The 15,007-nt window shown below is 64.3% G+C and carries 12 protein-coding genes and 1 pseudogene; 5 read left to right on the plus strand and 8 right to left on the minus strand.

The window, feature by feature from the left end:
* Positions 1-63: 63 nt before the first annotated feature.
* The 3 genes from EO139_RS07065 to EO139_RS07075 all read right to left on the minus strand — a co-directional run bounded on the left by EO139_RS07065 (position 64) and on the right by EO139_RS07075 (position 2,874).
* Positions 64-1,053 (minus strand): YiiG family protein, encoded by a 990-nt coding sequence (locus EO139_RS07065; protein ID WP_126969898.1) that lies wholly within the window; start codon positions 1,051-1,053, stop codon positions 64-66.
* Between the two features lie 217 nt (positions 1,054-1,270).
* On the minus strand, positions 1,271-2,086 hold the full coding sequence (locus EO139_RS07070) for an NAD(P)-dependent oxidoreductase (RefSeq protein WP_126969900.1): 816 nt from the start codon (positions 2,084-2,086) through the stop codon (positions 1,271-1,273).
* A gap of 128 nt (positions 2,087-2,214) precedes the next feature.
* On the minus strand, positions 2,215-2,874 hold the full coding sequence (locus EO139_RS07075; RefSeq protein ID WP_126969902.1) for a serine/threonine-protein kinase: 660 nt from the start codon (positions 2,872-2,874) through the stop codon (positions 2,215-2,217).
* A gap of 143 nt (positions 2,875-3,017) precedes the next feature.
* Here EO139_RS07075 and EO139_RS07080 point away from each other — a divergent pair, with 143 nt between their 5' ends.
* Positions 3,018-5,105: a bifunctional DedA family/phosphatase PAP2 family protein gene (locus EO139_RS07080; RefSeq protein ID WP_126969904.1), complete on the plus strand. Its 2,088-nt coding sequence runs from the start codon at positions 3,018-3,020 to the stop codon at positions 5,103-5,105.
* 238 nt (positions 5,106-5,343) lie between these two features.
* Here EO139_RS07080 and EO139_RS07085 read toward each other — a convergent pair whose 3' ends face one another.
* The 4 genes from EO139_RS07085 to EO139_RS07100 all read right to left on the minus strand — a co-directional run bounded on the left by EO139_RS07085 (position 5,344) and on the right by EO139_RS07100 (position 9,248).
* Positions 5,344-6,228, minus strand: coding sequence for a bestrophin family ion channel (locus EO139_RS07085; protein WP_126969906.1), 885 nt, complete (start codon positions 6,226-6,228; stop codon positions 5,344-5,346).
* 144 nt (positions 6,229-6,372) lie between these two features.
* Positions 6,373-6,969 carry an LON peptidase substrate-binding domain-containing protein gene (locus EO139_RS07090; protein ID WP_104584045.1) on the minus strand — a complete coding sequence of 199 codons (597 nt, stop codon included), beginning with the start codon at positions 6,967-6,969 and terminating at the stop codon, positions 6,373-6,375.
* A complete protein-coding gene (gene mpl / locus EO139_RS07095) occupies positions 6,966-8,336 on the minus strand; it encodes a UDP-N-acetylmuramate:L-alanyl-gamma-D-glutamyl-meso-diaminopimelate ligase (RefSeq protein ID WP_206515121.1) in 1,371 nt (456 codons plus the stop codon). Before mpl ends, EO139_RS07090 begins: the two co-directional genes overlap by 4 nt.
* Before the next feature lie 348 nt (positions 8,337-8,684).
* A complete protein-coding gene (locus EO139_RS07100) occupies positions 8,685-9,248 on the minus strand; it encodes an adenylate kinase (protein WP_104648828.1) in 564 nt (187 codons plus the stop codon).
* 157 nt (positions 9,249-9,405) lie between these two features.
* On the opposite strand from EO139_RS07100, the pseudogene EO139_RS07105 reads away from it, so the two are divergent.
* From EO139_RS07105 to EO139_RS07115, 3 genes and pseudogenes are all read left to right on the plus strand, one after another.
* A pseudogene (locus EO139_RS07105) lies at positions 9,406-10,644 on the plus strand (6-phosphofructokinase); the annotation flags it as partial.
* Positions 10,645-10,766: 122 nt separating this feature from the next.
* The gene (locus tag EO139_RS07110) at positions 10,767-11,384 is read left to right on the plus strand and encodes a carboxypeptidase-like regulatory domain-containing protein (protein ID WP_126969910.1); all 618 of its coding nucleotides are present in this window, start codon (positions 10,767-10,769) and stop codon (positions 11,382-11,384) included.
* A gap of 74 nt (positions 11,385-11,458) precedes the next feature.
* Positions 11,459-12,046 carry a hypothetical protein gene (locus EO139_RS07115; RefSeq protein ID WP_126969912.1) on the plus strand — a complete coding sequence of 196 codons (588 nt, stop codon included), beginning with the start codon at positions 11,459-11,461 and terminating at the stop codon, positions 12,044-12,046.
* Positions 12,047-12,137: 91 nt separating this feature from the next.
* On the opposite strand, the gene EO139_RS07120 is transcribed toward EO139_RS07115, so the two are convergent.
* A complete protein-coding gene (locus EO139_RS07120) occupies positions 12,138-12,659 on the minus strand; it encodes a hypothetical protein (protein ID WP_104584042.1) in 522 nt (173 codons plus the stop codon).
* A 248-nt stretch (positions 12,660-12,907) separates the two neighbouring features.
* On the opposite strand from EO139_RS07120, the gene EO139_RS07125 reads away from it, so the two are divergent.
* Positions 12,908-14,935: a sodium-translocating pyrophosphatase gene (locus EO139_RS07125; protein ID WP_104584041.1), complete on the plus strand. Its 2,028-nt coding sequence runs from the start codon at positions 12,908-12,910 to the stop codon at positions 14,933-14,935.
* Positions 14,936-15,007: the final 72 nt, after the last annotated feature.

Raw genomic sequence — 15,007 nt, forward strand, 5'->3', positions numbered from 1 at the left:
GCCGAAAGGCATCCGGCGCAGCCGGTCGCCCGGCACGCGCGCGATGGCTGGAAACAGCAGTGATTACTGACGATTGCTTTGGAACACCAGCGCGTTGTAGGTGTTGAGTAACTTGCGCGGCGAGCCTTCGGGCGCCAGCGAGGGGCTATCCAGCCAGCCCTGCTCCATCTTGCTGTAAGGCGTTTTTTCGACCACGCGCTTCACCCGCGCCTTGGCTTGTCTGCGGAAGGTTTCTGCAGCGGTTTCAAAGCTGTTCCAGTCCAGCTTGCCCGGCTCCTGGTCGGCCACCTTGGCGTGCGCTTCATCGGAGAGACGGTTGAAACCGTCCAGCAGCGCGTTGGCACGCGCCACGTCGAACTGCTCCTCTTCCAGTGCATCGGCGATCTGCTTGGCGTCGAGCATCATCGCCAGCCGGTAGTACTCGCGTGTGCGGCCTTCGCCCTGCTCCAGCGTCTTGAGTTTTTCGCGTTGCGCCGCGTCGTTTTGCACGTCCAGTTCGGCGCTGAAGGCGGTGCTGGCATCTGCGTAGGTGGACAGTGCCTCCATTAGCTGCGGGTGCAGTTGCTTGCCCTTGGCAAACTGATCGTCCTCGTAATCCTGGCGGGTGTAGTAATCGGCCACTGCGTGACTGATCGGCTGCATTGCCTTCAAAGCCGCGCGATAGTCGCCTGCTGCCTTGTCCAGCGCCGGCAGCGCTGGCTTCGCCGCAGCGGCCGCGCTGACCGGTGCGTCGCACTGCTGCATGTCGCCATCGTCGATATCGTACGGGCCGGTCATGCCGGACTCGTCACCGGTCGGGCCGGCGAACGGGTCCTGCATCCAGCCGGTGTAGTACCTGGCGCCGGCGTGCACCTTCGCGTTGACGCGGTTGAAGCAGTCGATATAGGCGCCGAGCTTGGCGGTCACGCCTTGCAGGGAATCCAGCTGTCTTCCGGTCGTTTTGGTATCGGCACCGTCGGCACCGGTTGCAGGCTGCTGCGACTTGCCGCCACAGGCGGCCACCAGGACGGACACGCAGGCCGCCAGAACAAGCACACGAAACTTCGGAGACACGCGCGGTACATCCTTGTTGGAAACGTTTTCAGCTACACACGATAGCAAACCCGACTGTGAACTGGGTGTGCTCGCCCCAGGTCCGGCCGCGGCCAGGCCTCCACGGCGCGACTGCTGGTGGGCGCACCCACGCCTTGAAGCGCGGCAGCTGCGCGCGTCGAGGCCCGGTCGCGCTCCGTCTCCCGCCTAGGAGCGCGGGCCGCGATGTTGGCCGCGCTCAGTCGAGAAACAGATCCGGCAGCAGCGCACGCGACGGGTCGACCGCATAACCACTCAGGTCGGTGATGCCGGCCTGGGCCAGGACGCCGTCGTCGATCAGGAACTGGCCATGGAATCCAGCCGCCTTGCGCGTCAGCACTGCATGCGCCGCGTCGGCCATGATCTCCGGCCGGCGACACGCGGCCGCGTCCACGCCGTCGATCATGTTGATCGCATCGGTGGCGATCACGGTGCGCGGCCACAGCGCATTGATCGCCACGCCTTGCGGGCCGAACTCGGCTGCCAGCCCCAGGGTCACCAGGCTCATGCCCATCTTTGCCAGGGTGTAGCCGGTATGCGCGCCCCACCACGCCGGGTTCAAGGACGGTGGCGGCGCCAGCGTGAGGATGTGCGGATTGGGCGCCTGCAACAGATGCGGCAGGCACGCCTGTGCGCACAGAAAACTGCCGCGTGCGTTGACCTGCTGCATCAGGTCGAAGCGCTTCATCGGCGTCTCCAACGCACCACGCAACCAGATCGCACTGGCATTGTTGACCAGGATATCGATACCGCCGAAGGCATCGACCGTGGCGGCCACGGCCGCACGCACCTGGTCGTCGTCGCGGATATCGCATTTGAGTGCCAGCGCCTGCCCACCGGCCGCCGTCACCGCCGCGGCCGCGCTATGGATGGTGCCGGGCAACTTGGGATTGGCCACCGCCGATTTGGCCGCAATCGCCACATTGGCCCCATCCCGCGCCGCCCGCAACGCAATCGCCAAGCCAATCCCGCGCGAGGCACCGGTGATGAAGAGGGTTTTGCCGTTTAAGGTCATGGGAATCGGGAGTCGAGAATGGGGAATCGCAAAAGCTTAGCGCCTTGTACGTCCAGCAGCCGACGCACGATCAGCTGCCGCGATGCGCCCCACCGATTCCCTACTCCCGATTTCCCAATCCCGGCACTTCAGGGCTTCGGCCCCTGCCCCTCGTTGTCTTCCCAGTGCAGCACGCGGCGGGTCACGAAGCGATAGACCGGTTTGCCGGTGGCGAACCACAGCTTGCGTACCCAGGAGGTGCGCTTGAGCACGCGGCGTTCCACCGGGGTGATCGCGGCCGGGCAATACATGCGCTTGTGCTTGAGCAGGTGGCGCAGGTCTTCGCGGGCAAGCAGGCGCATCCAGCGCGCACGGGGATTGCCGCGTACCGCCAGTTGGAAATCGATCACCGCCGCGCTGCCGTCGTCCTGCACCAGCCAGTTTGCCTCCTTGGCCAGATCGTTATGCGCCACGCCGCGCCGATGCAACTGCTGCAACAACCTGCGCGCGCAGCGGAAGTAGGCCAGATCGCCACGCGGCGGGCGCCGGTACATCGCATCGCCGGCCAGATAGCTGCGATCCAGATGGCGCCCGTCCCAGCGCAACAGCCGCGGCGTGCGTGGCAAGCCATCCAGCTGGCGCAGGGCCAACGCTTCGCGCCGCGCCAGCCACCAGGCCACTCCGCGCAACAGCCACGGCGCCACGCTCAGGTCGCGCCGCACGAACAGGCGGTCGGCCTCGCGGATCAGCAGGATGCGCCCGAAGGTATCGGACTTCAGCGGCAGATTGGCGGCGGGATCGTCACTCATCCCCCATTGTAGGCGGGGCGCCCGCACCGCCACAGCGCGCGTTGCCCCTGCGGTCTTGTCCGCTCGCAACCTGAGGTGAAGCGGCCGGGCCGATGTGATGACGGCGAAGTCACCTCGTCGCCATGCCCACCTATAATCGTGGGATGAATTCATGGATCGACGCCACGCTGGAGTGGATCGGACACCACCCCACCCTGGCTGGCGTGGCGATCTTTGCCATCGCATTTTCCGATGCGGTGATCGTGCTCGGCGCCATCGTGCCGGCACTGCCGTTGCTGTTCGCCATCGGCGTGCTGATCGGGCTGGGCCAGATCAACGGGCCGTATGCGGTGGCCTGCGCCGCCCTTGGCGCCTTCGCCGGCGATACGCTGAGCTTCTGGGTCGGCCACCGGTGGGGCCACCAGTTGCACACCTACTGGCCGTTCCGCCGCTACCCGCAGTTGCTGGAGCGTGGCGAGCTGCTGTTTCGGCGTAATGCCTTCAAGAGCATCCTGATCGCCCGTTACGTGGGCGCGGTGCGGCCGTTCGTGCCGGCCATCGCCGGCATGTCGCACATGCCGTTCAAGCGCTATCTGGTCGCCAGCGGCCTGGCCTGCATCTCGTGGGCGCTGCTGTTCCTGGTGCCCGGCTGGGTGCTGGGCACCGCCTACGACGCGGTGGCCGCGGTGGCCGGCCGCCTGTTCGTGGTGGTCACCTTGCTGGCCGCAGTGATCGGCCTGGCCTGGGCGATGGTGCTGTACTCCTACCGCTGGTCGGCCGGCCATCTGGATGCCCTGCTGGCGCGGCTGCTGGAGTGGTCGCATCGGCATCCGGTCCTGGGCAACTGGTCGGTGAGCGTGTTCGACCCGCGCCGCCGCGAGTCGGTGCCGCTGGCGATGATGGCGTTGATGCTGTTGCTGCTGGGCTGGGGCTGGTTCGTGTTGCTGATGGCGGTGCTGGCGCATGGCGAGCCGCTGCGCGTGGACCTGGCCGTGCACGACCTGATGCTGGCGCTGCGCAACCCGCTGGCCGACTACCCGATGGTGGCGCTGGCCTCGCTGGGCGACTGGCAGGTGCTGCTGCCGGCGATCGCGGCGGCCATGGGCTACCTGGCCTGGCGGCGCCGCTGGATGGCGGTGACGCACTGGGTGATCGCGCTGGCCTTCGGCCTGGCGTTGACCCAGTTGCTGGGCGCCACCGTGCAGGTGGTGCGCCCGCCGGCGGCCAGCAGCGGTTTCGGGTTTCCGTCGGTGGCGGTCACCATGGCCACGATCGGCTTTGGTTTCTTCGCGCTGCTGATCGCGCGCGAGTTGCCGGGCCGCCGCCGGGTGTGGCCGTATCTGGTCAGTGGCGCGATGGTGTCGCTGATCGGGTTTGCGCGCCTGTACCTGGGCGCACACTGGCTCAGCGACGTGGTCGGCGGCATGCTGTTCGGCATCTTCTGGCTGCTGGTGCTGGGCATCGCCTATCGCCGCCGGGCCACCCGCGCGTTCTGGGTCAAGCCGGTCTCGTGGATCTTCTACGGTGTGTTCCTGACCTGCGCGATCGTGTTCGCGCCGCGCAATCTGGACACCAAACTGGCCAAGTTCGAACCGCCGCCGCCGTTGCTGATGGAATTGCCCGCCGATGACTGGTGGAACGGCCAGTGGCGCCTGCTGCCCGCACGCCGCAACGAATTCGACGACGATCAGCGCTGGCCGCTGGACGTGCAGCTAGCCGGCCCGCTGGCACCGCTGCAGCGCCAGCTGGAAGCACGCGGCTGGCGGGTGCAACCGCAGGCCGGCTGGGAACAGGCGCTGCACCTGCTGGATGTCAGCGGCCGCCCGGACGAGGTGCCGATTCTGCCGGCCACGCTGGACACGCAGGTCGAAGCCCTGCTGATGGTGCGCCACGCGGCGCCCGGCCATGTGCATGTGTTGCGCCTGTGGCCGGCGGCCGCGCGCCTGCAGCCCGGCGCTCAGCCGCTATGGGTGGGCAGCACCCAGACCCTGCGCTACAGCCGGCACTTCAGCCTGATCGGCCTGTGGTATCCGCTGCGCGGGGTCGACCCGGCACTGAGCGCGTTGCGCCAGGCACTGGACCCCCTGCCGCATCGCCTGGAACAACGTCGACGCTCGCAGGTGCCCGTGATCCTGATCGACAGCAGGTCGGGAAATGCGTTGCGGCCGGAGGACAAGGACAACGCTGCACCGCAGACGGAAACCACCGCATCCCACCCGGCGGCATCGGCGTCGTCACACCATCGCCGTTGATCGATCGGGCTACGGCGGCGATCGGCCAGCGACCGCGCGTGCAGTACTGGAGATAAGAGCTACTTGCAGCGTGTCCCGCGATGGTAGGCGGGCAAAGGGCCCCTGCAGCCAAGCCGCAGATCAGCCGCTCTACAACCGACGCATCCGCACCGCTCGATTACCTCTCAAGGTGACCGAAAGCGTGCGCTTCAGCGCCGCTTGGATACGCACAAGCCGCATTGGTCGAGGCGCGATGCACTCACCACAACACGCCATCCACCGGCTGCATCGGTTCCGGCGCCTGTTCTCCGATTGCCTGCAACGCGTCGATTTCCACCGTGCGGCACATGCTGTCCAGCGGCAGGTCGTGGATGGTATTGGCGAACGGGTCGACCAGTTCGTCGCCGATCTTGAGCACCGCCAGGAACATCAGGCCGGCCACGGTCGACCCCACCGGCGTTGCGTATTGCAGCGTCTCCACCAGGCCGATCGGCAGCAGGACGCAGAACAGCCGCGTAAAAAGGTTCGGATAGAACCGGTACTGATACGGCAACGGCGTGTTTTTCAGCCGCTCCATGCCGCCCTGCGCGTTGGCGATATCCACCAGGATGCGTTCGACACTGGCTTGTTGAATGCTGTCGATCCAGCCATCGCGACGTGCCTGCTCGACGTTGCGTCCGGTGGCGTCAAGCAGGCCGTTGGCGACATTGGTGCGCGTGATCACCGCGGCCACTTCGTCGGCATGCAGGCGCGGCTCCAGCGCCGTCGCCACCGGGAGCCGCCGTAGCTGGCACCGCAACGCATTGACGTAGGCGATCTGGCGCAACGCAATGCTGCGGCCCAGCGTGGCCGCTTCCGGCGCGGACAGGATGCTGATGCTCAAACGCACCAGATTGCGCGATGCATTGATCATCTGGCCCCACAGCACCCGCCCTTCCCACCAGCGCTGGTAGGTCGAGTTGGCACGAAAGCCCAGGAACAACGCCAGGGCCGAACCGAAGATGGTCAACGGCAATGCAGGCGCGCGGAACGGCAGCACGTAGTAGATGATCGTGATCAACACGTCCCATACGAACAACACCGCCAGGGTCCGCCAGACCTGACTGAATACATCCGCCACACGCGGTTTGACATCGATGATCAAGGCACACTCCGTGGATCGATAACGAGTGACGCCAATGCGCGCATCCACTGCAGGGATGCCATCGGGAGCGCACTCAAGCGTGGCGAGTGTGCCGTTGCAAGGGTGCAAGCGCGGTGATGGGTCACGCGCGCCGTTGTCTTAGTGTCACGGCATCCAGGCGAGCAACTGGTCCAGGCGCCGGTGCGGATCGTCCTGCTGCAACAGCGACAGACGCTGCTGCTCGGTCAATGGCAGCAGTTCGGCCAGCCGCCAGCCGACCCATGCCGCCTGGTCCAGCAGCTCAGGCCCGGCGGAGGCAAATTCGCCACCGACCTGTTCGAGCAGGCGCTCGAGCACGGTTGCCAGCAGGCCATGCTCGGGGCGCAATTCGTCGTCGCTGTCGGGTTCGCACCAGCTCACCTCGCCGACCACCAGCCCGTTGTCGCGGATGCGCGAACGCCGTACATGAAAGCGACGCGTGCCGCGCAGGCGCAACACCAGCACGCCGTCGGCGCCGACATCGAAATCCTCGATACGCACTTCGGTGCCGAATGCAGCCGGCGTTGCCGGCACGCCGACCTCGGTGCCATCCAGGATCAGGCACACACCGAAGCTGCTGCCCGTGCGGCCGCTCTCGCGCACCAGATCCAGATAGCGGCGCTCGAACACGCGCAGGCCCATCGCCGCACCCGGCAACAGCACGCTGTGCAACGGAAACAATGGCAGGGCGCTGGTGTCGGCGGTGGTCGTGAGGTCGGTCATCGGGACAATTGCGCCAGAAAGCGACGCGGCGCGCCATCGAAACCGCCATTGGACATGAACACCACATGGTCGCCCGGCTGCGCAATCTCGCCCAGGGTCTGCAGCAGTGCTTCCACGTCATGCGCCACATGCGCATCACCGCGCACCTGCGCGATGATCGGTGCGGCATCCCAGGCCAGTTCGGGCCGATGCAGGAACACCACCGCATCGGCATCGCGCAACGACGGCGCCAACGCCTGCGCATGCGCGCCCAGCCGCATCGAATTGCTGCGCGGCTCCATCGCCACCAGCACGCGCGCCGCGCCGACCTTCGCACGCAGGCCCTGCAAGGTGGTCGCGATCGCGGTGGGGTGATGGGCGAAGTCGTCGTACACGGTGATGTCGCCTGCCTGCCCCAGCAGCTCCAACCGCCGCTTGACGCTCTGAAAGCGCGCCAGCGCCGGCATCACCGTCGCCGGATCCACGCCCACCGCATGCACGGCCGCCAGTGCTGCCAACCCATTGAGCACGTTATGCCGCCCGACCAGCGGCCACTGCACCTGGCCGATCTCCACCCCACGCTGCAGCACCGCGAACGCGCTGCCGTCGGCGGCGATCAAGCGTGCGCTCCAGTCGAGCGCCGCATCGAAACCGAAGCGTTCCACCGGCGTCCAGCAGCCCATCGCCAGCACCTCGGCCAGGCGCGCATCCCCGCCGTTGACGATCAGCCGCCCGCGCGCCGGCACCGTGCGCACCAGATGATGGAACTGGCGCTGGATCGCGGCCACGTCCGGAAAGATATCGGCGTGGTCGTACTCGAGGTTGTTGAGGATCGCCACCAGCGGCCGGTAGTGCACGAACTTGCTGCGCTTGTCGAAAAAGGCGGTGTCGTATTCGTCGGCTTCCACCACGAACTCGCGCCCCTGGCCCAGCCGGGCCGACACGCCGAAGTCTTCGGCCACGCCACCGATCAGAAAACCCGGTGCGCGCCCGGCGGCGTCCAGCAGATAGCTCAGGATGGTGGTGGTGGTGGTCTTGCCGTGGGTGCCGGCAACGGCCAGGGTGTCGCGGCCCGGCAACACCTGCTCGGCCAGCCACTGCGCACCGGAGCTATAGCGACGGCCCGCGTCGAGCACCGCTTCCACCGCTAGGTTGCCGCGCGACAAGGCATTGCCGATGACGACATCGCTTGCATCTGCCGAGATATTGGACGGCGCGTAGCCTTGTGCCAGCGCGATGCCAAGGGTTTCCAGCTGGGTGGACATCGGCGGATAGATGGCCTGGTCACTGCCCTCTACCTGCCAGCCCAGTTCGCGCGCAAGGGCGGCGACACCGCCCATGAAGGTCCCGGCAATGCCGAGGATGTGGAGTTTGGTCATGGGCCGCATTGTCGCCGATCGCCGGAGTTGCGGGACATTCCACGCAACCGCCGACCGTGTTGTCAGGAAACCCCTACCGCACTGTCAGGAATTTCCTGATATGAGAACTGCGTCACATCCATCACTATGCTGAACGCCAGTCGCAGCACCCCTTTGGTCCTACTCCCCAAGAGGCCAAATCCCCAGGGAGCTCATGCTGTGGGGCTCTGAGCAAGCTCATTACTGGCGTTATTCTGCCCCGGTCGTCTTGTACGCCCGGGGTTTTTCTTTTGCGCAATCAATGGGTTGTGACGCCATGCCGGCCGCCGGCGCGCATCTGTGCGGGCCAGGCGTACTGCCGGGCCCACCCACCCCGGCTCAGCGACCGAGCGCGGTGCCGATACGCTCCAGCACTTCATCCAGCGTGCCCACCCCGTCCACGCGTGCCAGCTTGCCGCGCTGTTCGTAGAAACCGATCACCGGCGCCGTGGAGTCGGTATAGACCTGCAGGCGCTTGCGCACCGACTCGGGATTGTCGTCCTCGCGGCCCTCGGCCTTGGCGCGGCCGGCAATGCGCTCGACCAGCAATTCGCTGGCCACATCCAGCTGCACCACCGCATCCAGCGGCTGACCGATCTTGCCGAGCAGGTCGTCCAGCGCATTGGCCTGCGCCACGTTGCGCGGATAGCCGTCGAGAATGAAGCCCTTGGCGACATCGGCCTGACCAAGCCGCGCCTCCAGCATGCCGAGCAGGATCTCGTCGGAAACCAGATCGCCGCGTGCCATCACTTCCTTGGCCTTCAGGCCCAGCGGTGAGCCGGCGGCCACTTCGGCACGCAGCAGATCGCCGGTGGAAATATGCGGGATCCCAAACTTGTCTTTGAGACGTGTCGCCTGGGTGCCCTTGCCCGAACCGGGCGGTCCCAACAGAACCAATCGCATCAGTGGACTCCACTTTCGAATAAAAACGCGTTGCGGTTGGCGGCGTTAGACTCAGGTCTTCGCCAGCGCTGACCGTATGGTCGTGCAGCTTACCGCATCCGGGGAATGTCCCGGCACTGTCCCCTGCGCCATCTCCCATGTAAGGAGCCCGTCCCCTATGTCCACTGGCAACTTGCTGTACGCCCAATCCGGCGGCGTCACTGCCGTCATCAACGCCACCGCCGCCGGTGTGATCACCGAGGCGCGCGCACGCAAGGTCAAGGTACTGGCCGCACGCAACGGCATCCTGGGCGCCTTGCGCGAGGAGCTGATCGACACCTCGAAGGAGTCCGCCGCCACGATCGCCGCACTGGCGCAGACTCCGGGCGGCGCGTTCGGCTCGTGCCGCTACAAGCTCAAGTCGCTGGAAGAAGACAGTGCCAAATACGAGCGCCTGCTCGAGGTGCTGCGCGCGCACGACGTGCGCTGGTTCCTCTACAACGGCGGCAACGACTCGGCCGACACCGCCTGGAAGGTCTCGCAGCTGGCCAAGGCCTATGGTTACCCGCTGCACTGCATCGGCGTGCCCAAGACCATCGACAACGATCTGGCGGTGACCGATACCTGCCCCGGCTTCGGCTCGGCGGCCAAGTACACCGCGGTGTCGGTCCGCGAGGCCGCACTGGATGTCGCCGCCATGGCCGACACCTCCACCAAGGTCTTCATCTATGAGGCGATGGGCCGCCACGCCGGCTGGCTCGCCGCCGCCGCAGGCCTGGCCGGCCAGGGCCCGGACGATGCACCGCAGATCATCCTGCTGCCCGAGCGCGCCTACGACCAGGCGGTGTTTCTGGCCAAGGTCAAGCAGGTAGTGGAAAAAGTCGGCTGGTGCGTGGTCGTGGCCAGCGAAGGCATCCAGGACGCGCAGGGCCGTTTCGTCGCCGATGCCGGCGGCGCGACCGACTCGTTCGGCCATGCGCAACTCGGCGGCGTGGCCTCGTTCCTGGCAGCGCAGGTCAAGCAGGAACTCGGCTACAAGGTGCACTGGACGCTGCCCGATTACCTGCAGCGTTCCGCACGCCACCTGGCGTCAAAGACCGACTGGGAACAGGCCCAGGCCGTGGGCAAGGCGGCGGTGCAATACGCCCTCAAGGGCATGAACGCGGTGATCCCGGTGATCGAACGCGTCAGCGACGCGCCGTACCGCTGGAAGATCGTGTCCGCCCCGCTGCACAAGGTGGCCAACCACGAAAAGAAGATGCCGCCCAGCTTCCTGCGCAAGGACGGCTTCGGCATCACCGAGCGCGCCCGCCGCTATTTCGCCCCGCTGATCAAGGGCGAGGCGCCGCTGGCCTACGGCAGCGACGGCCTGCCCAAGTACGTGACGTTGAAGAATGTGGCGGTGGCGAAGAAGCTTGTAGATTGGAAAGAGCAAGTCATAACCAGCACTTCGACACTTGAATTTAAAGATGAACAATCCAATAATGCCAAGGCAATCTTGGACACGCACATTTAACTCTTGAAAACGGACGTTTCTCGATGAAAAGCTATATTTATTTTTCAATTTTATCTTTGGTTACGGCACTCGCTTTTTCCACCAGCCCTGCCACTGCCGTGGTCCTCGAACCTGCACCGAACGCATCCTTGCAGGCGAGGTTCGACACAGAGGAGGCTGAGCGCTTGCTCGAACCTGGAAGTGGCAGCCTTCGGGGAAAGCTGGAGATGAGTATCAACAAAGGAATGCTGCGAAAAAAAGAAAAATTTGTTGCGCGATATCAGCTTGTTACACTTTTACCCATGTCATCGTATATGCGAGCGTGGGAAAAAAAGTACAGCAAAGACCCTTGGCTCGGCATGATGCTAATTGACGGCAGAGTTCTACCATTTTCAGCGCGCGCCATTACTTCAGCGGATGGGAGCTATGAGTTTCGAGGCCTCAAACCAGGCCGCTATTTGATGATAGCTCAAATTCCATACAAAATGGATGTCATTATTAGAAATGAAACAGGCCAAACTCGCCATGATATCGACTGGTTCAACAACACCATCACCTCGTCACCAATCTACAAATCCAGCAAGGCTCGCGTAGAAGAGGTACACGACATTTTCACAATAATAGAAATTAAAGACGCTGCAGAAACAAAATTCCCACAATGACGCCCCAGATTGCCCGGTCAAGACTAATTAAATCGCTAGGCCGGTCAAGACTAATTAAATCGCTAGGAAAGCCCATGAGACTCTGGACGAAAATCATTGTTGCAGTATTTTCACCAATTTTAGCTCTTCCGTTTTGTGCCGAAGCACTGCAGTTCTTAGGCGACCCAGGCGAAGAACCTAAGGCAACGACATGCCACGAAAATTCATTACGCTGTTGGTTTGTCGTATTTGGCGCAAAAGAGGCACCTGAAAGAATTGTATATCTCGTCGATGCAAATACAACCGAAATCTCCGCCAATGTAAAACGCACAAGAATTGCCGAAGCAAGAGAGAGTTTGGCACCGGACCAGCCGGAGTATTTGCTTTATACAACCGATTTTGATTGCAAAAAAAATAAAATGCGACAGGTCGAATCTTATCGCGCTTGGCGCGATAACCGTATGGAACACGACGCCAAGACTTATGACTGGGTCCCAGTCCCAATGGCATGGACTAAGCGGGCATGGAGTCTTGTCTGCGATCCTGCGGTGATTCGCGAACCAGCCGCACACCAGGTAATTCATCTAGCTGATGTATACCGTGGAGCCGATGCGATTAGCTTGGTCCGAATGATTCTATGGGGTAATGAAAAAGGGCCTGGATTCAGGGATGAGGTGGAGTAGCAGCCGCATCGCGCAAAAGCGGCACACTATTCAATCTCATCGCCCTAGCAGGCCGCTCTTGCCTTTATGTAGCTACTGATTATGTAGCTACTTACTGACAAGCCCTACCTTCCACCGCCATCTGTGCAGCAAACATCGGTACCTGCGGGATCTTTCCTGCAGCGGCTTGTTGCTTCGCATCTTCCAGGTAGATGCGTGACTGGCCTTGGCCGTCGAGCTGTGGTTTGGCATCCACCGGCTTGCGCCAGACGCGCACCACCGCCTGCTGCGCGGGGCAGGCTGCGCTGGGGACGCGGATCACATCGTTGAAGATCCAGCCAGACGCGACGCTGGGCGCGGCCTTGGCGAAATCCACGAAGCGTGCACGCGGCTGGCAGGTGGGACTGCTGCGCACCACCGACAACGTATACGGCTGCGCGGCATTGCCGGTGAACACGCCTTCCAGGCGCGCGCAGGCCTCGGGAATCTGGCGCAGGGTGTGCACGGCGCCGACCGCTTGCGCGGTGCCGGCTGGACGCTGCTTCAATTCCGGCGTCGGTTCGGCAGCGAGCGCTTGGGCGCTGAGCAAGACTGCAGCGATCGTCACGGCATATTTTGCGGCATGGTTCGACATCGTCACTCCTGGATCGGCTCGATCACGTTGGCCGCAGGCTGTCATGCCGCAACTGAACGACGCGCCAAAGCCGCAGTGGTGGCAGCGGCGCAAGCTGCGGCGCATACTCGCCCGCAATCCGGCCACCTGAACATCGCGACGCGCATTACGGTCCCCATGGCCGTCGAGTCCGTATTCGCCACTCCACTCGCTGCGTGCATCGCCCTTGGTTCGTCCGACCGGACGACATCCATTCTCTGGGAGGGGTCATGCTGGAACACTACGGGTTACTACTTGCGCTGGGGTGTGCAGTCCTGGCAATCGTTTATGGCGGTGTGTCGGCACGCTGGGTGATCGCGCAGCCGAGCGGCAATGCACGCATGCAGGAAATCGCCACCGCAATCCAGGAAGGCGCACGCGCGTATCTCAATCGGCAATACCTCACCATTTCGATTGCCGGCGGCGTGCTGTTCGTCCTGGTCGGGCTGTTCCTGAGTTGGTACACCGCCGTCGGGTTTGCGATCGGCGCGGTGCTGTCGGGGCTGGCCGGCTATATCGGCATGAACGTGTCGGTCCGTGCCAACGTCCGTACGGCCGAGGCCGCGCGGCATGGCATCGGTCCTGCGATGGATGTGGCGTTCCGTGGCGGTGCCATCACCGGCATGCTGGTGGTCGGCCTGGGATTGCTCGGTGTCGCCGGTTACTACGCGCTGTTGCAAGCGGTGGGACTGCCGCTGGAGCGCAACCTGCATGCACTGGTGGGGCTGGCATTCGGCTCGTCGCTGATTTCGATCTTCGCGCGCCTGGGTGGCGGTATTTTCACCAAGGGTGCGGACGTGGGCGCGGACCTGGTCGGCAAGGTGGAAGCCGGTATCCCCGAGGACGACCCACGCAACCCGGCGGTGATCGCCGACAACGTGGGCGACAATGTCGGCGACTGCGCCGGCATGGCGGCGGATCTGTTCGAAACCTATGCAGTCACCGTGATCGCCACGATGCTGCTGGGCAGCCTGACGCTGGCCGAAACCGGGCCGCAGGCGGTGCTGTACCCGCTGGTGCTGGGTGGTGTCTCCATCATCGCTTCGATCGTGGGCGCCTCGTTCGTCAAGGTCAAAGCAGGCGGCTCGATCATGGGCGCGCTCTACAAGGGCGTGATCGTCTCCGGCGTGCTGGCCGCACTGGCCTACTGGCCGATCACCCAGTCGCTGATGCGCGACAACACGCATGGCGCCACCGCGTTGTATGCCTGCGCCTTGATCGGCCTGGTGCTCACCGGCCTGATCGTCTGGATCACCGAGTACTACACCGGCACCCAGTACAAGCCGGTGCAGCACGTTGCCGCAGCAAGCACCACCGGCCACGGCACCAACATCATTGCCGGGCTTGGCGTCTCGATGAAATCCACTGCGTTGCCGGTCATTGCGGTGTGCGCGGCAATCTGGGGCGCGTTTCATTTTGGCGGCTTGTACGGCATCGCGACCGCAGCGACTGCAATGCTGTCGATGGCCGGCATGATCGTGGCGCTGGATGCGTACGGGCCGATTACCGACAACGCCGGCGGCATCGCCGAAATGGCCGAGTTGCCGCCGGAAGTACGCAACATCACCGATCCGCTGGATGCGGTGGGCAACACCACCAAGGCGGTCACCAAGGGCTATGCGATCGGCTCGGCCGCGCTGGCCGCGCTGGTGCTGTTTGCCGACTACACCCACAACCTGCAGGCGGCCAATCCCGGCCAGGTATTCGCCTTCGACCTGTCCGACCACACCGTGATCATCGGTTTGTTGATCGGCGGCTTGATCCCGTACCTGTTCGGCGCGATGGCGATGGAAGCGGTGGGACGCGCGGCAGGCGCGGTGGTGGAAGAAGTGCGTCGCCAGTTCCGCGAGATTCCCGGGATCATGGCCGGCACCGCCAGGCCCCAATACGACCGCGCAGTCGACATGCTGACCCGCTCGGCGATCCGCGAAATGATCCTGCCCTCGCTACTGCCGGTGGTGGTACCGGTGGTGGTCGGGCTGCTGCTGGGGCCGCGGGCACTGGGCGGATTGTTGATCGGCACGATCGTGACCGGCTTGTTCCTGGCGATTTCGATGACCACCGGTGGCGGGGCCTGGGACAACGCCAAGAAGTACATCGAAGACGGCCACTTCGGCGGCAAGGGCAGCGAAGCGCACAAGGCCGCCATCACCGGCGATACGGTAGGCGACCCGTACAAGGACACCGCCGGGCCGGCGATCAATCCGCTGATCAAGATCATCAACATCGTGGCCTTGCTGCTGGTACCGCTGCTTTGAGGGCGACGTGCCGCAAGCCGCGGGCTGACCGAAGGTGACGAGGCGGGGCCCGGAACGCGCCGACGCACGCCC

This window comes from Xanthomonas sp. BRIP62411, from assembly GCF_003993525.1.
GTDB classification, from domain to species: Bacteria; Pseudomonadota; Gammaproteobacteria; order Xanthomonadales; family Xanthomonadaceae; genus Xanthomonas; species Xanthomonas euroxanthea.